The following is a 21,419-nucleotide window of genomic DNA, read 5'->3' on the forward strand; positions in this document are numbered from 1 at the left end:
TCAGTTACCCTGCAGGCTCGGTGGCAGGCACACGCCGGTACCGCCGATACCGCAGTAGCCGTCCGGGTTCTTGGCCAGGTACTGCTGGTGGTAGGCCTCGGCGAAGTACACGGTCGGTGCCTGGTCGATTTCGGTGGTGATCTCACCGAAGCCGGCCTTGCTCAGTTCGGCCTGGAAGGCGTCGCGGCTGGCCTTGGCCTGTTCCAGCTGTTCAGGGCTGGTGCAGTAGATGGCCGAGCGGTACTGGGTGCCGATGTCGTTGCCCTGGCGCATGCCCTGGGTCGGGTTGTGCAGCTCCCAGAACATCGCCAGCAGCTCGCGGTAGCTGACTCTGTCCTTGTCGAACACCACCAGCACCACTTCGGTGTGGCCGGTCAGGCCCGAGCAGACTTCTTCGTAAGTGGGGTGGGGGGTGAAGCCGCCTGCGTAGCCGACCACGGTGCTTACTACGCCTTCACGTTGCCAGAAGCGACGCTCGGCGCCCCAGAAGCAACCGAGGCCGAAGATGGCGAAGTCGATGGCGCCTTCGAAGAAAGGGCCGAGCAGCGGCGTGTCTTTGAACACGTAGTGGAACTCGGGCAGGCTCATTGGCGTTTCGCGGCCAGGCAGGGCCTGTTCCGCGGTTGGCATGACGTTTTTGTTCACCAGGATTTCCGAACGCAGGACCATGGCCGTTCCTCTGTGTTTATTCAGTTGGATAGGTGGTGGGGCCATCGCCGGCAAGCCAGCTCCCACAGGGATATCACAGATTTTGAGATATGAGCGGTCCCTGTGGGAGCTGGCTTGCCGGCGATAGGGCCCGAATGGGTTCTATAGTGCCCGAGGTTTGCGCGGCTGTCAGGCCACTGGGCCACGCGGATAGCGCTTCAGCCGTTCAGCCAGCTCGCGCCCCGGAATCGGCCGGTCGAACAGGTAGCCCTGGCCCACGTCGCAGCGGTGCCGGCGCAGGAACGCCAGCTGCTCCGGCGTCTCGATACCCTCGGCTACCACCTTCAGCTTGAGGTTGTGAGCCATGGCTACCACCGCCGAGGTGATTTCCATGTCGTCCTGGTTGTCCGGGATCTCGTTGATGAAGCTGCGGTCGATCTTGAGGATGTCGATCGGAAACTTCTTCAGGTAGCTCAGCGACGAATAACCGGTGCCGAAATCGTCCATGGCCAGGGTCAGGCCCAGGGCCTTCAGTTCATCCAGCTGGCGGTGGGTATCTTCTGTGGCTTCCAGCAGCAGGCCTTCGGTCAGCTCCAGCTCCAGCAGGTGCGGGGGCAGGGCTTCTTCCTCTAGGATCGTGCTGATCGATGCCACCAGGTCCGGGTCGGAGAACTGCTTGGGGGACAGGTTGATGGCCACATGCAGGTTGCCCATGCCGGCTTCGCGCAGTTGCTGGCTCATGCGGCACGACTGGCGCACCACCCATTTGCCGATGGGGATGATCAGGCCGGTTTCTTCCGCCACGCTGATGAACTGGTCCGGGCGGATCATCCCGCGCTCAGGGTGGTTCCAGCGCAGCAGCGCTTCCAGCCCCAACAGGCGGCCGCTGCGCAGGCACAGCTTGGGCTGGTAGAACACCTCCAGCTCGTTCTGGGTCAGGGCACGACGGAGGTTGTTCTCGACGAACAGCTTGTAGCTGGCTTCGGCATTGAGCACTTCGGTAAACACCTGCACCTGATGCTTGCCGTTGGCCTTGGCCTTGTGCAGCGCCAGGCCGGCGTTCTTCATCAGGCTGGCCGGGTCGGCGCCATGCAGTGGCGCGCAGGCCAGGCCCACCGAGGCGGTGACGTTGATCAGCTGGTTGTCGACGAACATCGGTTTGTCGAGGGTGCGCAGCAATTGCTGGGCGACCCCCTGGCCATCTTCAAGGCTTGTATCGTCGAGCAGTACCGCGAACTCGTTACTGGCAAAGCGCGCCAGGATACCGCCCGAGTGCAGGCTGTTGCGCAGGCGCCGGGCCAGGCTGATCAGCAGCTTGTCGCCGGTCTGGTGGCCGAGGCTGTCGTTGATGCGCTTGAAGTTGTCGATGTCCACCAGCAGCAGACACATCGAGTATTCGCCATCACGGGCAAAGCGCTCGTCCAGGCTGCGAATGAACGCCGGGCGGTTGCCCAGGTTGGTCAGGTTGTCGGTATAGGCCAGGCGCTCGATGCGCTGCTGGGCCAGCTTGGTCTGGGTGACGTCTTCGTAGATGCCGATGTAGTGGGTCAGCTCACGGTTGTCGCCATATACCTTGGAAATCGAAAGCTGGCCCCAGTAGGGTTCGAGGTTCTTGCGCCGGCTCTTGAACTCGCCCTGCCAGCTGTTACCCATGGCCAGGCTCGACGGAGAGTCGAACAGCAGCTCGCTCAGGTTCTCCAGCGCTGGCAGCTCAGCCAGGTGGCGGCCTTGCACTTCTTCGGTGCTGTACTGGGTGATGGCAGTAAAGCTGGGGTTGACGTATTCCACCACACCGTCGCGGTTGACCAGCAGGAAGGCGCTGGCGCTTTGCTCGACTGCGCGCTGGAACAGGTGCAGGGCGCTGGCGGCGGTGCGCCGGTTGTGGTTGGTGATGACCTGGGCGAACTGGTCGGCCAGTTCGCCGGCAAAAGCGATTTCGTCCGACTGCCAGGCCCGTGTCTGGCCGGTCTGCTCCAGGCACAGCACGCCGACGACCTGGCCATCGACACGGATACTGGCATCGAGCATGGCCTTGTTATCCGGGCACAGGCTTTGTGTCAGGGCTCGGGTCCGCGGGTCGTGGCCGGCATTGTGGGCGTCGATGGCGCGGCTGGCGTGCAACGCGTCAAGGTAGTCGGGGAAGCGGCTGGCATCGATGGCTTCGGGCTGGCGGTGTTCTTGCGCGTCCCGGTACCAGGCGATGATCGGCTCCAGGCGCTGGTCTTCAAGGTGCCAGATACTCGCAATATCGACCTTGTAGATTTCGCAGGCGCTCTGGGTAATCAGCTGGGCGGCTTCCCGCAGAGAGTTGCCTGCGCTGTAGCGCTGGCGGGCCAGGCGCAGGATCAGGTCTTGCTGGCCACGTACCCGTTCCAGGTGTTCGAGTTGTTCCTGCTGCGCGCGCTGGTTCAGTTGCAGGGCTAGTTGCAGGCGGTTGTTGCGCGATTCCAGGTCGCTGGCACCGGCCTCGCTGGTTTCTTCGGCCTGGTCGTCGAGCACGCTCAGGTAGCCGCGCAACAGATGGCGGTTGTGCTGCTTGTAGGCTTCCCCAGCCTCCAGCAGGCGTAGCGAAGCAGTTGGCGTGTGCAAGGTGTAGCGCACGCGGTAGTACCCGCGCTGGGCCAGTTGCAGCTGGATCTCGTCGTGTAGCCGGTAGCGGGCCTCGGGTTCCATCAGGCTGGCGTAGGGTGCGTCTACCAGGGCGCAGAGGTCGCCAGCGTGCAGGCCGAACTGGCGCTCGCAGGCCGGGTCGAGGTAGAGCATGGCCCAAGTGGCTTCGTTGAGCCTTTCGAAGCGCAGCATGCCGAGCCGCGAGGGCACGGGTAACTGCGTGACGACCTCGGCCGCCACACGGCTGGCGGCATCGGGTTGGCTTTTCATCGAAGACTCGCTTGAAGAGGAAACGCGGCCTTTGGGGGCGGCAGGTCTGGCAAGGTTGCATCATGTCCCGGGGGCTGGCAAGCAGCCATGCGTGATGCTGTGGACGGGTTATCGGCTGGTGGGTGGGAATCTGTAGTCTGGCTGATATTTCCGGGGCCGCTTTGCGGCCCCAATGTGCCTTATGCGAGGCAAAAAAAAGCCCCGCCAATCGACGGGGTTGAGGTACGAGCGTGGCAGCTCGAAAAGCATACTGCCCCTCGCAGGGAGGGGCAGCGGGCTGCCTTACAGCAGCATGGTGCGGATATCGCCCAGCACGTCGCCCAGGCGCTTGGTGAAGCGCGCGGCGGCAGCGCCGTTGATCACACGGTGATCGTAGGACAGCGACAGCGGCAGCATCAGCTTCGGCTGGAAGGCCTTGCCATCCCAGACTGGCTGCATGGTCGCCTTGGAGACGCCCAGGATCGCCACTTCCGGCGCGTTGACGATCGGCGTGAAGCCGGTGCCGCCAATGTGGCCGAGGCTGGAGATGGTGAAGCAGGCGCCTTGCATCTCGTCGGCCGACAGCTTCTTGGTGCGGGCTTTCTCGGCCAGCGCAGCCGCTTCGGCAGCCAGTTGCAGCAGGCTCTTCTGGTCGACGTTCTTGATCACAGGGACCAGCAGGCCGTCCGGGGTGTCCACGGCAAAGCCGATGTGCACGTACTTCTTGCGGATGATGGCCTTGCCGCTTGGCGCCAGCGAGCTGTTGAAGTCTGGCAGTTCCTTGAGCAGGAAGGCGCAGGCCTTGAGCAGCAGGGGCAGCACGGTCAGCTTAACGCCAGCCTTCTCGGCCACGGCCTTCTGCGCAACGCGGAAGGCTTCCAGCTCGGTGATGTCGGCGGAGTCGAACTGGGTCACGTGCGGCACGTTCAGCCAGCTGCGGTGCAGGTTGGCAGCACCGACCTGCATCAGGCGGGTCAGGGCCACTTCTTCCACTTCACCGAACTTGCTGAAGTCCACGGCAGGGATTGGCGGGATGCCGGCGCCACCGGTTGCGCCGGCGGCTGCCGGTGCCTCCTTGGCTTTCTGCATCATCGCCTTGACGTAGACCTGCACGTCTTCTTTCAGGATGCGGCCGTGCGGACCGGTCGCGGCAACCGCGCCCAGGTCGACGCCGAATTCACGGGCCAGCTGACGAACCGCCGGGCCTGCGTGAACCTTGGCGTTGCTACCGGCAGCCGGTGCGGTAGCAACCGGTGCAGGGGCAGCAGCCGGGGCTGCAGCGGCAGGTGCGGCGGCCGGAGCCGCTTCAGCCTTGGCCGGGGCAGCAGCGGCAGGTGCCGGAGCAGCAGCCGGGGCAGCGCCCGCGACTTTCAGCTTGAAGATCAGGTCGCCAGTGCCGACTTCGTCTTCCAGCTTGCACAGGACTTCTTCGACCACGCCGGCAGCCGGCGACGGGATTTCCATGGAGGCCTTGTCGGACTCCAGGGTAATCAGCGACTGGTCGGCTTCGACGGTGTCGCCGACCTTTACCAGCACTTCGATGATCTTGGCCTTGCCCGACGAACCGATGTCCGGCACGTGGATGTCCTGCACGCTGGCGGCAGCCGGGGCTGCTGCCGGAGCTGGGGCAGGGGCGGCTTCGGCGGCCGGAGCCGGCGCAGCAGCCTGGGCCGGAGCGGCGGCCGGAGCCTCAGGGGCCGCTGCAGCGGCGCCCTCGGCTTCCAGGACCAGCAGCTCGTCGCCTTCTTTCAGGCGGTCGCCCAGCTTGACCTTCAGTTCCTTGATGACGCCGGCTTTCGGGGCCGGGATCTCCATGGAGGCCTTGTCGGACTCCAGGGTCAGCAGGCTCTGGTCAGCCTCGATACGATCACCGACCTTGACGAACAGCTCGATGATTTCACCTTCACCGCTGCCGATGTCAGGTACGCGAATGAGTTCGCTCACTTAAAAATACTCCTCAGCAGTCCAGTGGGTTGCGCTTGTCCGGGTCGATACCGAACTTGACGATAGCGTCTGCAACAACCTTTGGTTCGATCTCGCCGCGGTCAGCCAGGGCTTCCAGGGCAGCCAGCACCACGAAGTGGCGGTCGACTTCGAAGAAGTGACGCAGCTTCTTGCGGCTGTCGCTGCGACCGTAACCGTCGGTACCCAGGACCTTGAACTCTTTGCTCGGTACCCACTGGCGAATCTGCTCGGCGAACAGCTTCATGTAGTCGGTGGAGGCGATGACCGGGCCCTTGCGACCGTTCAGGCACTGCTCGACATAGGTCTGCTGTGGCTTCTGGCCAGGCTTCAGGCGGTTGGCGCGTTCCACGGCCAGGCCGTCGCGACGCAGTTCGTTGAAGCTGGTGACGCTCCACACGTCGGCACCGACGTTGAACTCTTCACGCAGGATCTTCGCTGCTTCGCGGACTTCGCGCAGGATGGTGCCGGAGCCCATCAGCTGTACGTGGTGCGCGGCTTCGCGGGTGTCTTCTTCCAGCAGGTACATGCCCTTGATGATGCCTTCCTCGACACCGGCCGGCATGGCTGGCTGCTGGTAGGATTCGTTCATCACGGTGATGTAGTAGAAGATGTCCTGTTGCTCTTCGGTCATCTTCTTCATGCCGTCCTGGATGATCACCGCCAGCTCGTAGCCGTAGGTTGGATCATAGGTGCGGCAGTTCGGGATGGTGCCCGCCATCATGTGGCTGTGACCGTCTTCGTGCTGCAGGCCTTCACCGTTGAGGGTGGTACGGCCGGCAGTACCGCCGATCAGGAAGCCACGGGTGCGGCTGTCGCCAGCGGCCCAGGCCAGGTCGCCAATACGCTGGAAGCCGAACATCGAGTAGAAGATGTAGAACGGCAGCATCGGCTGGTTGTGGCAGCTGTACGAGGTACCGGCAGCGATGAACGACGACATGGCGCCGGCTTCGTTGATGCCTTCCTCGAGGATCTGGCCCTTCTTGTCTTCGCGGTAGAACATCACCTGGTCTTTATCGACTGGCTCGTAGAGCTGGCCGACCGACGAGTAGATGCCCAGCTGGCGGAACATGCCTTCCATACCGAAGGTACGGGCTTCGTCCGGGATGATCGGGACGATGCGCTGGCCGATTTCCTTGTCCTTGACCAGCTGCGCCAGAATACGCACGAAGGCCATGGTGGTGGAGATTTCGCGGTCACCCGAGCCGTCCAGGATCGCTTTCAGCGTTTCCAGTGGCGGGGTCGGTACGCTGAAGCTCTTGGCGCGGCGCTGTGGCACGAAACCGCCCAGGGCAGCACGGCGCTCGGCCAGGTACTTGGCTTCGGCAGAACCTTCTTCCGGCTTGAAGAACGGCAGGTTCTCCAGGTCGGCATCCTTGACCGGGATGTCGAAGCGGTCACGGAAGTGACGCAGGCTGTCGACGTCGACCTTCTTGGTGTTGTGCGCGGTGTTCTTGGCTTCGCCGGCACCGGTACCGTAACCCTTGATGGTCTTGGCCAGGATGACGGTAGGCTGGTCCTTGTGGTTGACCGCCTGGTGGTACGCCGCGTAGACCTTGTACGGGTCGTGGCCGCCACGGTTGAGCTTCCAGATCTCTTCGTCGGACAGGTCTTCGACCATGGCCTTGAGCTCTGGGGTGTTGAAGAAGTTCTCACGAACGTACGCGCCGTCTTTGGCTTTGTAGTTCTGGTACTCGCCGTCGATGACTTCGTCCATGCGGCGCTGCAGGGCACCGTTGGTGTCCTTGGCGAACAGTGGGTCCCAGAAGCGGCCCCACACGACCTTGTTGACGTTCCAGCCACCGCCACGGAACACGCCTTCGAGTTCCTGGATGATCTTGCCGTTGCCGCGAACCGGGCCGTCGAGGCGCTGCAGGTTGCAGTTGATGACGAAGATCAGGTTGTCCAGCTTCTCGCGGCCGGCCAGCGCGATTGCGCCCAGGGATTCCGGCTCGTCGCACTCGCCGTCGCCCATGAAGCACCAGACCTTCTGCTTGCCGGCCGGGATGAAGCCACGGGCTTCCAGGTACTTCATGAAACGTGCCTGGTAGATGGCCTGGATCGGGCCCAGACCCATCGAAACGGTCGGGAACTGCCAGAAGTCAGGCATCAGCCATGGGTGCGGGTACGAAGACAGGCCGTTGCCGTCCACTTCCTGACGGAAGTTGTTCATCTGGTCTTCGCTGATGCGGCCTTCCATGAACGCACGGGCGTAGATGCCTGGCGAAGCATGGCCCTGGAAGAAGATCAGGTCGCCGCCGTGTTCTTCGGTCGGGGCCTGGAAGAAGTAGTTGAAGCCGATGTCGTACAGGGTGGCGCTGGAGGCGAAGCTGGAGATGTGTCCGCCCAGGTCCGAGTCTTTCAGGTTGGTACGCATGACCATGGCCAGGGCGTTCCAACGCACCATCGAGCGAATGCGGCGTTCCATGAACAGGTCGCCAGGCATGCGTGCTTCGTGGGTGACAGGGATGGTGTTGCGGTATGGCGTGGTGATCGCATACGGCAGCTGGGAGCCACTACGGGTGGCCAGCTCGCCCATACGGGTCATCAGGTAATGAGCGCGGTCTTCGCCTTCTTTGTCGAGGACCGACTCCAGGGCATCCAGCCATTCCTGGGTTTCGATTGGATCGAGGTCTTGCATGGCTTGCTCCAGGGCGGAAAGGCAACCAGAATCGATTGCCTGAGATTGCGACTGGCCTTATGGGCAGACGTCGTGAATTCTTGGATTACCGGGGTGTCCTCCGGCGCCGTGTAGTTTTACTACATTTGCTTTCGCATTTCATGCTTTTACACGACACGAGTAGTAGTAAAACTACATTTGTGCGACGTTTCGTCGCATGTTGGCTTGTGAGGAAAAACGTTCATGTTGGTTGGAATTGTGTCGCGAACGGGTAATTCTTGATGTTTGTTGCCATTTTTTCGCTTCTTTCAGCTATTTCCAACTTTTGTACGACAGTCCAACCGTGGTCCGGCTTCCCCTTGGCCGCTTCTTCCCCTCTATTTCACGCCGATCAAGGATAGACCATGCGCCTACCTTTGCCGTCCGATCTGCCCGCTTCCCTGCAGCCACTGGTCGCTCGCAACCAGCAATTCATCAGCGATGCCGTGGCTGCCCACCCGGAACTCGACCCCCAGGCCTGGAGCCCTCTGCACCGGCAACAGTTCGACCAGGTAGCCGCCGCCAGCGACTTCGTGCTCGGCCTGGTCCGACGCGAGCCAGCGATGCTGTTCGGCCTGCTGGCCAGTGGCGAGCTGGATCGGAGTTACGCCGCGGGTGAACTGTGCGGGCACATCGCTGCAGCCGCCCAGGCGGCGCAAAGCGAGGAGGAGCTGGCGCGCAACCTGCGCCGCGAGCGCAACCGCCAACAGCTGCGCATCATCTGGCGCGACATCACCCGCCAGGCCGCGCTGGGCGAAACCTGCCGCGACCTGTCCGACCTGGCCGACGCCGCCATCGACGAAGCCTACCAATGGCTGTACCCGCGCCACTGTCAGCAGTTCGGCACGCCTGTCGGCAACCGCAGCGGCCAGCCGCAGCACATGGTGGTGCTGGGCATGGGCAAGCTGGGCGCGGTGGAGCTGAACCTGTCGTCGGACATCGACCTGATCTTCGCCTTCCCCGAAGGCGGCGAAACCGAAGGGGTGAAGCGCTCGCTGGACAACCAGGAGTTCTTCACCCGCCTGGGCCAGCGCCTGATCAAGGCGCTGGACCCGGTCACCGTCGACGGTTTCGTTTTCCGCGTCGACATGCGCCTGCGCCCGTATGGTTCGGCCGGCGCGCTGGTGCTCAGCTTCAATGCCCTGGAGCAGTACTACCAGGACCAGGGCCGTGACTGGGAACGCTACGCGATGATCAAGGCGCGGGTTGTGGCCGGCGACCAGGCGACCGGGGCACAGTTGCAGGAGATGCTGCGGCCGTTCGTGTACCGCCGCTACCTGGACTTTTCCGCGATCGAAGCGCTGCGCAGCATGAAGCAGCTGATCCAGCAGGAAGTGCGGCGCAAGGGCATGGCCGACAACATAAAGCTGGGTGCCGGGGGGATTCGTGAGGTGGAATTCATCGCTCAGGCTTTCCAGCTGATCCACGGCGGGCGCGACCTCAGCCTGCAACAGCGGCCGCTGCTTAAAGTGCTGGCCACCCTCGAGGGCCAGGGCTACCTACCGCCAGCCGTGGTCGCCGAGCTGCGCGAGGGTTATGAGTTCCTGCGTTATACCGAACACGCCATCCAGGCCATCGCCGACCGCCAGACGCAGATGCTGCCGGACAACGAGATCGATCAGGCGCGGGTGGCCTACATGCTTGGCTATGCCGACTGGCAAAGCTTCCATGACCAGCTGACGCACTGGCGTGGCCGTATTGACTGGCACTTCCGCCAAGTGATCGCCGACCCGGATGATGAAGACGGCGAGGGCGAGCTGGTGGTGGGGGGGGAATGGTCACCGCTGTGGGAGCAGGCACAGGATGAAGATGCGGCTGGCCGTCAGCTGCAAGAGGCTGGTTTCCAGCAGCCTGCCGAAGCCCTGCGGCGCCTGGCCGCGCTGCGCTCCAGCCCGCAGCTGCGTTCGATGCAGCGGATTGGCCGTGAGCGCCTGGACGCCTTTATCCCACGGTTGCTGGCCCAGGCTGTGGAACATGACAACCCCGACCTGGTGCTCGAGCGCGTGCTGCCGCTGGTCGAGGCCGTGGCACGGCGTTCCGCCTACCTGGTGCTGCTCACCGAAAACCCCGGGGCCTTGCGCCGCTTGCTGACACTGTGCGCCGCCAGCCCGTGGATTGCCGAGCAGATTGCCCGCTACCCGCTGCTGCTCGACGAGCTACTTAACGAAGGCCGCCTGTTCAGCCCGCCACTGGCGCCGGAGCTGGCCAGCGAACTGCGCGAACGCCTGACACGCATTCCCGAGGACGACCTGGAACAGCAAATGGAGGCGCTGCGCCACTTCAAGCTGGCCCACAGCCTGCGCGTGGCCGCTTCGGAAATCAGCGGCAACCTGCCGCTGATGAAAGTCAGCGACTACCTGACCTGGCTGGCCGAGGCCATCCTCGACCAGGTACTGGCCCTGGCCTGGCGCCAGACCGTGGCCCGCCACGGCCAGCCCAAGCGCAGCGACGGCAGCCTGTGCGACCCGGGCTTCATCATCATCGGCTACGGCAAGGTAGGTGGCCTGGAGCTGGGTCACGGATCGGACCTGGACCTGGTATTCATCCATGACGGCGACCCGCAGGCGGAAACCGACGGCGCCAAGCCGATCGACAGTGCGCAGTTCTTCACGCGCCTCGGCCAGCGCATCATTCACCTGCTGACCACCCAGACCAACTCGGGCCAGCTGTATGACGTGGACATGCGCCTGCGCCCGTCGGGTGCCTCGGGCCTGCTGGTGAGCTCGCTGGGAGCGTTCGAGCGCTACCAGCAGAACGAGGCCTGGACCTGGGAGCACCAGGCCCTGGTGCGGGCCCGGGTGCTGGTGGGCTGCAAGCAGGTGGGCACGGCATTCGAAGGCGTGCGCGCCAAGGTGTTGGGCCAGGCCCGCGACCTGGAAAAACTGCGCAGCGAAGTGAGCGAAATGCGCGCCAAGATGCGCGACAACCTCGGCACCAAGGCCACCGCTGCCGGTACCGCAGCCAACGCCTTCGAGGCCGGTGTGCCGTTCGATATCAAGCAGGATGCCGGCGGTATCGTCGATATCGAATTTATGGTGCAATACGCCGCTTTGGCCTGGTCCCACGACCACCCGGCCATACTCCGATGGACCGATAACATCCGCATTCTGGAAGAGCTGCAGCAGGCGGGTTTGATGCCGGCCAGTGACGCGGTGCTGTTGCGTGAAGTGTACAAGGCGTTCCGCTCGGCCTCGCACCGCCAGGCCCTGCAGAAGCAGGCCGGGGTTATCGATGCGGCGCAGTTTGCCGATGAACGCCGCGAAGTGCGGCGGATCTGGGGTGAATTGGGTTTGACTTGAGATTGCTGGGGCCGCTTTGCGGCCCATCGCGACACAAGGCCGCTCCTACAGGAGATCGCATTCCCTTGTAGGAGCGGCCTTGTGTCGCGATGGGCTGCAAAGCAGCCCCAAAGGCTCATGCCTCACCACCGGTGGTACACTGTCCGCCACATAGCCTGAATATAAAGAGGGGAGGCCAGGCTGTACCGCAGCCTGTAGCCTCCCCGAGCGTTTCTGGACTAAGCATGAGAATACTGATCATTGGCCCCAGCTGGGTCGGCGACATGGTGATGGCGCAGACCCTGTTCCAGTGCCTGAAACAGCAGCATCCCGACTGCGTGATCGATGTGCTGGCCCCCGAGTGGAGCCGGCCGATCCTCGAACGCATGCCCGAGGTCCGTCAGGCCCTGAGCTTCCCGCTCGGCCACGGCGCACTGGAACTGGCCACGCGGCGACGCATCGGCAAGTCCTTGGCCGGCCAGTACGACCAGGCCATCCTGCTGCCCAACTCGCTGAAGTCGGCGCTGGTGCCGTTCTTTGCCGGTATCCCCAAGCGCACCGGCTGGCGCGGCGAAATGCGCTTCGGCCTGCTCAACGACGTGCGCAAGCTGGACAAGGCCCGTTACCCGCTGATGATCGAGCGCTTCATGGCCCTGGCTTACGCACCCGGCGCCGAGCTGCCGCAGCCGTACCCGCGCCCCAGCCTGCAGATCGAAGCGCAAAGCCGCGACGCCGCCCTGGCCAAGTTCGGCCTGGAGCTGGACCGCCCGGTGCTGGCGCTGTGCCCCGGTGCCGAGTTCGGCGAGGCCAAGCGCTGGCCGGCCGAGCACTACGCCACCGTGGCCGATGCGATGATCCGCCAGGGCTGGCAGGTGTGGCTGTTCGGCTCGAAGAACGATCACCCGGTCGGTGAGCAGATTCGCGATCGGCTGATCCCGGGCTTGCGTGAAGAGTCGTCCAACCTGGCCGGCGAAACCTCGCTGGCCGAGGCCATCGACCTGATGTCCTGCGCCCATGCCGTGGTGTCCAACGACTCGGGCCTGATGCACGTGGCCGCCGCGCTGAACCGCCCGCTGGTGGCGGTGTACGGCTCGACCTCGCCGGGCTTTACCCCGCCGCTGGCCGAGCACGTGGAAGTGGTGCGCACCGGCATCGAGTGCAGCCCGTGCTTCGACCGCACCTGCCGCTTCGGCCACTACAACTGCCTGCGCCTGCTGGAACCGGGCAAAGTCATCGCTGCCCTGCACAGCCTGACCGGGCCGGACCTGATCGATACCGTGGCCGAGGTCGACTAAGTGCGGGTACTGATCATCAAGACTTCGTCGCTGGGTGATGTGATCCACACCTTGCCGGCGCTTACCGATGCCGCCCACGCCATCCCGGGCATCCGCTTCGACTGGGTGGTGGAAGAAGGCTTCGCCGAAATCCCCAGCTGGCACCCGGCGGTCGACCAGGTGATCCCGGTGGCCATTCGCCGCTGGCGCAAGAACCTCTGGCAAACCATCAAGAGCGGCGAGTGGAAGGCGTTCAAGCAACGTGTACGCGAGCGCAAGTACGACCTGGTGATCGACGCCCAGGGCCTGGTCAAATCGGCCTGGCTGACCCGCTACGTGAAGGCTCCGGTGGCCGGCCTGGACCGCTATTCGGCCCGCGAAGGCTGGGCCAGCCGCTTCTATGACCGGCGCCTGTCGGTTGCCACCGGCCAGCACGCGGTGGAGCGGGTGCGCCAGCTGTTCGCCATGGCCCTGGCCTACGACCTGCCGGAAGGCATCGGCAACTACGGCCTGGACCTCGAGCGCCTGCAACTGCCGCCGGCCGCCCCCTATGTGGTGTTCCTGCATGGCACCACCTGGGCGACCAAGCACTGGCCCGAAGCCTACTGGCGCGAACTGGCCGAGCGCATGGGCCGGCGCAAGCTGGAGGTGCGCCTGCCGTGGGGCAACCCGGCCGAGAAGGCGCGGGCCGAGCGCATCGCCCAGGGCTTGAACAACTGCCAGGTGCTCCCCAAATTGAACCTTGCCGGCGTCGCACGCGTGTTGGCGGCGGCAAAAGCCTGCGTGGCGGTCGATACCGGCCTCGGCCACCTGGCGGCGGCACTCGATGTGCCCACCATTTCGCTGTTCGGCCCTACCAACCCGGGCCTGACTGGCGCCTACGGACGGACCCAGATTCACCAGGCCAGTGACTGGCCCTGCGCGCCCTGCCTGCAGAAGAAGTGCACCTACAAACCGAGCGCCGACGACCTGCGCCGGTTCGATCTGAAACGCGAGTGGCCATTGTGCTTCACTCGCCTGAATCCCGAGCATGTGGCGAGCCGCTTGAGCGCGTTGCTGCTGGCTGAGGATGTCCGTTGATGCAACTGGCTTTCGTGCTTTACAAATATTTCCCCTTCGGCGGGCTGCAGCGCGACTTCATGCGCATTGCCCTGGAATGCCAGAAGCGGGGCCACCAGATCCGTGTGTACACGTTGATCTGGGAGGGTGACATTCCGCCGGGCTTCGAAGTGCTGGTGGCGCCGGTGAAGGCGATTTTCAACCACCGCCGCAACGAGAAGCTCAGCGCCTGGATGGCCGCCGACCTGGCCAAGCGCCCGGTCGACCGCCTGATCGGCTTCAACAAGATGCCTGGGCTGGATGTGTACTACGCCGCCGACGGCTGCTTCGAGGACAAGGCGCAGACCCTGCGTGGCGGCCTGTACCGCCGCTGGGGTCGTTACCGGCACTTTGCCGAATACGAACGCGCGGTGTTCGCCAAGGACGCCCATACCGAAGTGCTGATGATTTCCGAAGTGCAGCAGCCGCTGTTCATCAAGCACTACGGCACCCCGGTGGAGCGTTTCCACCTGCTGCCGCCGGGCATTTCCCAGGACCGCCGCGCGCCGGCCAATGCCGGCGAAATCCGCACCGAGTTCCGCAAGGAATTCAACCTGGGCAATGACGACCTGCTGCTGGTGCAGATTGGCTCGGGCTTCAAGACCAAGGGTGTTGACCGCAGCCTGAAGGCCCTGGCCGCACTGCCGTCGACCCTGCGCAAACGCACCAGGCTGATGGTGATCGGCCAGGATGACCCCAAGGTGTTCCAGCTGCAAAGCGCTACCTTGGGCCTGGGCGAGCAGGTGCAGTTCCTCAAGGGCCGCAGCGACATCCCGCGCTTTCTGCTTGGCGCCGACCTGCTGATCCACCCGGCGTACAACGAGAACACCGGCACGGTGCTGCTCGAGGCACTGGTGGCCGGCCTGCCGGTGCTGGTCTCCAAAGTATGCGGCTACGCCCACTATATCGCTGAGGCCGACAGTGGCCTGGTGCTGGACGAGCCGTTCGAGCAGGAACAGCTCAATGGCTACCTGCAGCGCATGCTCGAAGACCAGCAGGCCCGCGCCAGTTGGTCGCGCAACGGCCTGGCGTTTGCTGAAACCGCCGATCTGTACAGCATGCCGCAGCATGCCGCCGACGTGATCCTGGGGCAGGAGTCCGCATGAAGCTGATACTGGCCGAACCGTTCAAGCGCCTGTGGGCCGGGCGTGATGCCTTCGATGCCGTGGAGGCGCTGCAAGGCGAGGTCTATCGCGAACTGGAAGGGCGCCGCACGCTGCGCACCGAAGTCGCTGGCGAGGGCTTTTTCGTCAAGATCCACCGCGGCATCGGCTGGGGCGAGATCTTCAAGAACCTGCTCACCGCCAAGCTGCCGGTACTCGGCGCCGGCCAGGAATGGCAGGCCATACAGCGCCTGCACCAGGTTGGCGTGCCGACCATGACAGCCGTCGCCTATGGCGAGCGTGGCAGCAACCCGGCCGCGCAGCACTCGTTCATCATCACCGAAGAGCTGGCGCCGACCATCAGCCTGGAAGACTTCAGCATCGACTGGGTCAGGCAGCCGCCCGAGCCGCGCCTGAAGCGCGCGCTGATCGCCGAAGTGGCGAAGATGACCGGCGGCATGCACCGCGCCGGGGTCAACCACCGCGACTGCTACATCTGCCACTTCCTGCTGCACACCGACCGCCCGGTGACGGCGGAAGACTTCAAACTGTCGGTAATCGACCTGCACCGCGCGCAGACCCGGGCGAAAATCAGCCGCCGCTGGCGCGACAAGGACCTGGCCGCGCTGTACTTCTCGGCGCTGGACATCGGCCTGACCCAGCGCGACAAGCTGCGCTTCCTGCGCGGTTACTTCCAGCGCCCGCTGCGGCAAGTCCTGAAGGATGAAGCCGCGCTGCTCGCCTGGCTGGAGCGCAAGGCGCAGAAACTCTACGATCGCAAGCAACGCTATGGGGATGCACTCTGATGGCGGGGTGGACACTGGCGCCGGGCTACGAACACCTGGCGGCGGACTTCGGCAGCCTCGATGCTGTATTTGCCCTGCAAGGCGAGCGCCTGACCCGCGACCCGCTCAGTGAGGTGGTGCGTATCACGCGTGACGGGGTCAATTATTACGTCAAGCGCTACACCGGGGCCGGCAAGCACATGCGCCGTTACCTGGGCCGGCCGCGGATCAAGGCCGAATGGCAGAACCTCAAGCAGTTCGCCAAGTGGGACATCCCCACTGCCGAAGTGGTGGCCTGGGGCCTGGAGCGCAATGGCCTGGCCTTTGGCCGGGGGGCCATGATCACCCGCGAACTGCCGCATACCGAAGACTTGTCGGCGCTGGCCGAGCGCAACGATGCACGCCTGGCCGATCGCGCCTGGGTCGGGCATGTCAGCAGCCAGCTGGCGCGCCACACCCGGGTCATGCACCAGCACCACTTCGCCCATAACGACCTGAAATGGCGCAACTTGCTGGTCGACGACCAGGGCACGCTATTCTTCATCGACTGCCCCACCGGCGATTTCTGGCGCGGCTTCATGTGGCGGCACCGGATGATCAAGGACCTTGCATGCCTGGACAAAGTGGCCAAATACCATCTGTCGGCGACCCAGCGCCTGCGTTTCTACCTGCAATATCGTGGCCGCGATCGGCTGAATGTGCGTGACAAGAAGCGCATTCGCCAGGTGGTGAGCTTTTTCGAGGGAAGGGAATGACCGATTACCTGGCCAGCGCGGACCTCGCGCTGCTCAAGCGCCATGGCCTGGACGACTTCGAGGCGCTGTGGGCGCTGCAACTGGATGCCGTGGACGAACCGAACACCGGCCGCGGTGGCTGGAGCAGCGTGTACCGCCTGGAACTCGAGGGCAAGGGCTACTACCTCAAGCGCCAGAGCGACTACCTGACCCGTACCCTGCACCGGCCATTCGGCGAGCCGACCTTCGCCCGCGAATTCCGCAACATCAGCCGTTACCAGAAACTGCAGATTCCGGCCTTGCAGGCGGTGTTCTACGGCGAGCGCAAGAAAGGCGGCACGCACCGGGCGATCCTGATGACTCGTGCTCTGGACGAATGGGCCGACCTCGACAGCTTGTTGGCCCGGTGGCCACAACTGAGCGATGCCGAACGCAATGGTGTCCTGCAGGCCTGCGGCCAGCTGGCGCGCACCCTGCACCGTGCCGGCCAGGTGCATGGTTGCTTCTACCCCAAGCACATCTTCCTGCGTCAGCGCCGCGAAGGCTGGGACGCGCAACTGATCGACCTGGAGAAGACCCGACCCCTGCTGTTCGGCATGCGTGACCGCCTCAAGGACCTGGAGCCGTTGCTGCGCCGCGCACCGGTCTGGGGCGAGCGCGATGTACGTACCTTGCTGGCCAGCTACCTGGCGCAGCCTGCCGATGGCACGCTGGTCGATACCTGGCTGCAACGCCTGACGCAACGCCGTCGTGAAAAAGAGGCCCGCTGATGCGTTTGTCTGAATTGAAAGAGGCCGGGCGCAGCCCCTCGTTGCCCCTGAGCATCACCCTGGCCGATGCCGCCGGCACGGCCGACCTGCAATTGCTCAGCCTGCTGCGCGTGCTGCCGGGCCAGCGCTATGTGGGTGCCGGCGTGTGGCGCGGTACCCCGGTGCTGGCCAAGCTGCTGGTCGGTGGTAACGCTGCACGGCATTTCCAGCGCGAATTGCAAGGCGTGAAACTGCTGGCCGAGCAGGGCCTGACCACGCCGAAGCTGCTGGCTGACGGCCTCAAGGAAGGCGAGGGCGGCTGGCTGCTGTTCGAATTCCTCGACGGCGCCGAGAGCCTGGCCGATGCCTGGGCGGCAGTGGAGAGCTTGCCGGTACTGGCCGACGAGCAGCACCTGGTGCTGGGCGAGGCGCTCACCGCAGTGGCGCACATGCACGCCCGGGGCCTGTGGCAGGAAGACCTGCACCTGGACAACCTGCTGCGCCACGGCGGCAAGCTGTACCTGATCGACGGCGCCGGCATCAAGGCCGAAACGCCTGGCCAGCAGCTGTCACGCCCGCGTGTGCTGGAAAACCTGGGGGTGTTCTTCGCTCAGCTCCCCAAGCGCCTGGAGCCTTTCATCGAAGAATTGCTGGTGCACTATCTGCTGGCCAACGCCGAGCATGCGCTGCCGCTGGAAGCCCTGCAGAAGCAGGTAGACAAGGTGCGCAGCTGGCGCCAGAAGGATTACCTGGAAAAGGCTGGTCGTGAATGCAGCCTGTTCAGTGTCGAGCGCAGCCTTTCGGGCTTGCGGGCAATCCGCCGCGACGAGGTCGAAGCCATGCTGCCGGTACTGGAGCAGGCCGATGCGTTGATCGACCAGGGTCACCTGTACAAGACCGGTGGTGCGGCCAGTGTGGCGCGCATCGAGGTTGGCGGCCGCACGCTGGTGCTCAAGCGCTACAACATCAAAAACACCGCGCACTGGTTCAAGCGCTTCTGGCGCCCGAGCCGGGCCTGGCATTCCTGGATCGAAGGCCATCGCCTGGAGTTCCTCGACATTGCCACGCCGCGTCCACTCGCGGTGCTGGAGCAACGGGTGATGGGGCTGCGAAGCCGTGCCTACCTGGTCACCGAGTATATCGATGGCCCAGATCTGGCCGAATGCTTCGCGCCCTACGTGGATAACGGCGATGCGCCCGAGGAGCAGGTGGATGCCCTGGTGCATGTGATGCAGCAGCTGATTCGCGAGCGTATCAGCCATGGTGACTTCAAGGGCCACAACCTGTTCTGGCACAACGGCCAATGGTCGCTGATCGACCTCGACGCCATGTGCCAGCACGCCACCCAGCTCAGCTTCGCCCCGGCCTACGCCCGTGATCGAGCGCGGCTGCTGCGCAACTGGCCGAGTGGCAGTGCCTTGCATCAGCGGCTGGACCGGCTGCTGCCCAAGCTGGCCGAGTAATCCGCCGGTAGTGCCAGCCAGTCGCTGCTGCGGCCTGGCTGGCGCACGCGAATGCGCCATTGGCCGCCCTGTTGGCGCAATACTGCCCAGGCGTGGACTGCGCCCAGTGCCTTCTCGGGCAGCAGCAAATGGTATTGCCCGGCAAGCAGGTGCCGTCGAACCGGCAACTGATGGTTACCCAACTGCAGATAGAGTTGCCCCCCAGCGTCGTGCAGGTCGGCGTCCCCTGCCACCGGTTCGCCCGCTAATGGTTGTTGCAGGCGTACCTCTTCCAACAGGTGGGCTATGTCAGGTAACCCGTCATGCCAAAGCACGATGGAATCGACCACCCAATTGCCGTTGCGCAGCCGTTTGATCGGCAGTTGCGCATAGGCATCCGGCTGCCTGGGGTCGAGTACCCGCCACCGATAGCCGTCGAAGTGGACGTTGTACAACCTCCCCTGGCTGTCCTTGACGAAGTACCGGTCCGGGCCTGGCACGCTGTTGATCTGTTCGTACACTTCCTCGCCATGAACGCCGTCGATCCGGTAGCGCAGCTTGCTCACATCCACGGCCGCTTCGTGGGTATTCGGCAGTGGGCGCGGAGGTTGCGGCGGCAGGCCGCGCATCGCCCGGCGCATGAGGGGCGAACCAGCGAAACTGGACAACCCGTCGGCGCTGTGGCTCAAAGCAGCCATGGCGTGGTGGAAGGTCGCTGCATAATCCTCTTTTTCCAGGGCTTCGAAGCCGTCCCACAGCGAAATCGACATACGGCCGAAGGCCAGGGCTGACATTGTCGGGGCCGGTAGCACGAGGCTGATCATGTCGAGAACCAGGCGCAGCGTCGACAGCCCGTACTCGCCGAGCAGCTCGCGGTTGCTGCGGCTGTTGGTATCGGCCTCGGCGATCATGGCGTGGACCTGGGCCTTGTAAAGGGCATCGAAGAGGTTGCCGTTGATCATTGGTCTTTGCACATATGGCCCGAGGCGGCCTTTGCGCACCAACTTGTCGAGCCGCTTGCCATCAGCCAGAGGCGCGCGCTGGATCAGGTACTTTCGCAAGGACGGCGTGCTGCGAAGGGTTCTGAGCAGCGCCCGGGTATCGGGGTATTCACGCCATGCGCGCCGGTCGGGAGCGTCCGGCGTATACAGCACCAGCGACGGCTGGTTGTCGCTCTCGGCATTGAGCAGCAGTACCCCTTGCAGCGTGTGCCCGTCGATGATCAGTTGGCGCACCGCGATACGATGCTCGTCGATGGTAGGGCGCCAATTGTTGTCGGGGTGGTCGGTGACGGCTTTGACCCAGCGATAGCCCCGCTCGTGGGTATCGTTCAGAAAGTGCCTGGCATAGCGGGCCTTGGCCGCCTCGGCGCGCATGCGGGCGCGGTTCATGTTGCCGTGGCATTGCATGCGCCAGCGCGCACCTGGAGACTCCAGCAGGTGGGTTCGCAGGTAGCGGATGTAGCCACTGCCGGCGTCTAGCTCACGCACCAGGCGCTTTACCCCTTCCGCGGATATTGATTCCAGCGTGGAGCCGTCTTCGTGGTGTATTCGGGCAGTCAGCCAGTAATCGACGTCGAACCAGCCGATGTTCAACAGGGCCAGCTCGTCCAGGCGGTAGGTGGTGGTTACCAGCTCGATGGTGTCACCGACATGGCGACGGTTGGCAACGGCCACGTAACCCGAAGGTGCCAGCGGGTTGATCAGCGGGCCGGTGCGGTGTGCAAGCGTGACGGTTATGCAGATTTTTTCGGCAGGCAATTCGATGGAGAATTCGCGCCGCAGCGCCTTGCCGAGGCGTTCGCGCACCCATGCCAGCAGGTGGTGGCGACTGCCGAACGCCTCAAGGGTCAAAAGGCCGGGTGCAGCGGCCTGTGTGATGGCCCCGGCGAGCTCCTGGATCGTTTGCATGATGTGCGTCAGGCTTTGCGTGGAGCTCTGGCGCAGCCAGGCGGGCAGGTGTTTTTCCAGCAGCAGCGCATAACGGGTGGACAACGCATATTGGCTGCCCATGAGATCGGTCAGTGACTGCTGTTTGGACAGGGTGCTTTTCAGTGCCGGTAGATCCGGGTTCTGGTCAAGCACCCAGGCGGCATGCCAGGCGATGGTAAGCCGTTGATGCTGCGCGTCGATCACGTCAGTGGCCTGTTGTTCGACCAGGTCGCCGGTAAACCACTCGTAGCGCAGCCGGTCGGCACACCGGACCAGTTGCTGGTCCTGCAGGCGGGGGAGCAGTTGCAGCATTGGCCGGCTTTGCATGGGGTCGTCCAGGCGCTCGCACAGCTCCCTATGCAGTTCAGCCAGGTTGGCGAAGCCTTCAACGCCATGAGAAACGCTGCACAGCAGTGCCTGGCCTGTGGCTGTTGCAGGCTCGGCAACGGCCCCTTCCGGTGCGTCTGCCACCAATACCAGCACGCCGGGTAACGGCAACCGGCCATGGGGGCTTGAACGGTTGAATACCGGCCGATAAACCTGGGCCCGGTGGGTGTCTGGCAGGTGGTTGCGCTGCCAGGGTAGCGGCAGCTCCAGTGAGGTGCGCAGCAGGCTAATGTGGCTGTAGTCCAGGGTCTGGTCGGCGAGGCGCAGTTCCAGTTCGGCCAGAAGTTGCTCATGACGCAGTTCGCGCAGTTGCCGGACGCGGCTGTGGCCTGTTTCGACAGGGTCGTTCCAGAACGCTGCCAGGTCACCAAAAAAACGCTGGCGCAGGGCGGCCGGTTCCGTTTCGCTCGCCAGTTCGGGTTTGCCTTGCTCAAGGGCGATGAGTTGTTGATCGAGCGCTTCGAGGCGCTGCAAAGGTGTCATGGTATGGCTCCTTGGAAAATGGCAGCC

At 64.1% G+C, this 21,419-nt stretch carries 13 protein-coding genes; 8 read left to right on the forward strand and 5 right to left on the reverse strand.

The features are described 5' to 3' along the window. From msrA to aceE, 4 genes are all read right to left on the reverse strand, one after another. Positions 1 to 669 carry a peptide-methionine (S)-S-oxide reductase MsrA gene (gene msrA / locus GEV38_RS01990; protein WP_003257532.1) on the reverse strand — a complete coding sequence of 223 codons (669 nt, stop codon included), beginning with the start codon at positions 667 to 669 and terminating at the stop codon, positions 1 to 3. A gap of 168 nt (positions 670 to 837) precedes the next feature. Further along, positions 838 to 3,528, reverse strand: a complete 2,691-nt coding sequence (locus GEV38_RS01995; RefSeq protein WP_015268675.1) for a bifunctional diguanylate cyclase/phosphodiesterase — start codon at positions 3,526 to 3,528, stop codon at positions 838 to 840. A 282-nt stretch (positions 3,529 to 3,810) separates the two neighbouring features. Next, positions 3,811 to 5,451 carry a dihydrolipoyllysine-residue acetyltransferase gene (gene aceF, locus GEV38_RS02000; RefSeq protein WP_015268676.1) on the reverse strand — a complete coding sequence of 547 codons (1,641 nt, stop codon included), beginning with the start codon at positions 5,449 to 5,451 and terminating at the stop codon, positions 3,811 to 3,813. A gap of 13 nt (positions 5,452 to 5,464) precedes the next feature. Further along, positions 5,465 to 8,110 (reverse strand): pyruvate dehydrogenase (acetyl-transferring), homodimeric type, encoded by a 2,646-nt coding sequence (gene aceE / locus GEV38_RS02005; protein ID WP_003258640.1) that lies wholly within the window; start codon positions 8,108 to 8,110, stop codon positions 5,465 to 5,467. A 383-nt stretch (positions 8,111 to 8,493) separates the two neighbouring features. On the opposite strand from aceE, the gene glnE reads away from it, so the two are divergent. From glnE to GEV38_RS02045, 8 genes are all read left to right on the forward strand, one after another. Next, positions 8,494 to 11,427 carry a bifunctional [glutamate--ammonia ligase]-adenylyl-L-tyrosine phosphorylase/[glutamate--ammonia-ligase] adenylyltransferase gene (gene glnE / locus GEV38_RS02010; protein WP_054573679.1) on the forward strand — a complete coding sequence of 978 codons (2,934 nt, stop codon included), beginning with the start codon at positions 8,494 to 8,496 and terminating at the stop codon, positions 11,425 to 11,427. 224 nt (positions 11,428 to 11,651) lie between these two features. Next, positions 11,652 to 12,701, forward strand: coding sequence for a lipopolysaccharide heptosyltransferase II (waaF, locus tag GEV38_RS02015; protein WP_013970536.1), 1,050 nt, complete (start codon positions 11,652 to 11,654; stop codon positions 12,699 to 12,701). Then, positions 12,702 to 13,760, forward strand: coding sequence for a lipopolysaccharide heptosyltransferase I (waaC, locus tag GEV38_RS02020; RefSeq protein WP_015268679.1), 1,059 nt, complete (start codon positions 12,702 to 12,704; stop codon positions 13,758 to 13,760). After that, a complete protein-coding gene (locus GEV38_RS02025; RefSeq protein WP_015268680.1) occupies positions 13,760 to 14,884 on the forward strand; it encodes a glycosyltransferase family 4 protein in 1,125 nt (374 codons plus the stop codon). Before waaC ends, GEV38_RS02025 begins: the two co-directional genes overlap by 1 nt. Next, positions 14,881 to 15,687: a lipopolysaccharide core heptose(I) kinase RfaP gene (gene rfaP / locus GEV38_RS02030; RefSeq protein WP_013970539.1), complete on the forward strand. Its 807-nt coding sequence runs from the start codon at positions 14,881 to 14,883 to the stop codon at positions 15,685 to 15,687. The genes GEV38_RS02025 and rfaP overlap by 4 nt, the downstream gene beginning before the upstream one ends. Beyond that, positions 15,687 to 16,421 (forward strand): lipopolysaccharide kinase InaA family protein, encoded by a 735-nt coding sequence (locus GEV38_RS02035; RefSeq protein ID WP_015268681.1) that lies wholly within the window; start codon positions 15,687 to 15,689, stop codon positions 16,419 to 16,421. The genes rfaP and GEV38_RS02035 overlap by 1 nt, the downstream gene beginning before the upstream one ends. Beyond that, a complete protein-coding gene (locus GEV38_RS02040; RefSeq protein WP_015268682.1) occupies positions 16,418 to 17,170 on the forward strand; it encodes a lipopolysaccharide kinase InaA family protein in 753 nt (250 codons plus the stop codon). Before GEV38_RS02035 ends, GEV38_RS02040 begins: the two co-directional genes overlap by 4 nt. Continuing rightward, complete coding sequence (locus GEV38_RS02045) at positions 17,170 to 18,612, forward strand: lipopolysaccharide kinase InaA family protein (protein ID WP_013970541.1); 1,443 nt, start codon at positions 17,170 to 17,172, stop codon at positions 18,610 to 18,612. The genes GEV38_RS02040 and GEV38_RS02045 overlap by 1 nt, the downstream gene beginning before the upstream one ends. On the opposite strand, the gene GEV38_RS02050 is transcribed toward GEV38_RS02045, so the two are convergent. After that, positions 18,573 to 21,392, reverse strand: coding sequence for a dermonecrotic toxin domain-containing protein (locus tag GEV38_RS02050; RefSeq protein WP_054573681.1), 2,820 nt, complete (start codon positions 21,390 to 21,392; stop codon positions 18,573 to 18,575). The two genes, GEV38_RS02045 and GEV38_RS02050, sit on opposite strands and share 40 nt — an antisense overlap. Positions 21,393 to 21,419 lie beyond the last annotated feature (27 nt).

Source organism: Pseudomonas sp. 13159349 (genome assembly GCF_013305685.1).
Classification (GTDB): Bacteria; Pseudomonadota; Gammaproteobacteria; order Pseudomonadales; family Pseudomonadaceae; genus Aquipseudomonas; species Aquipseudomonas asiatica.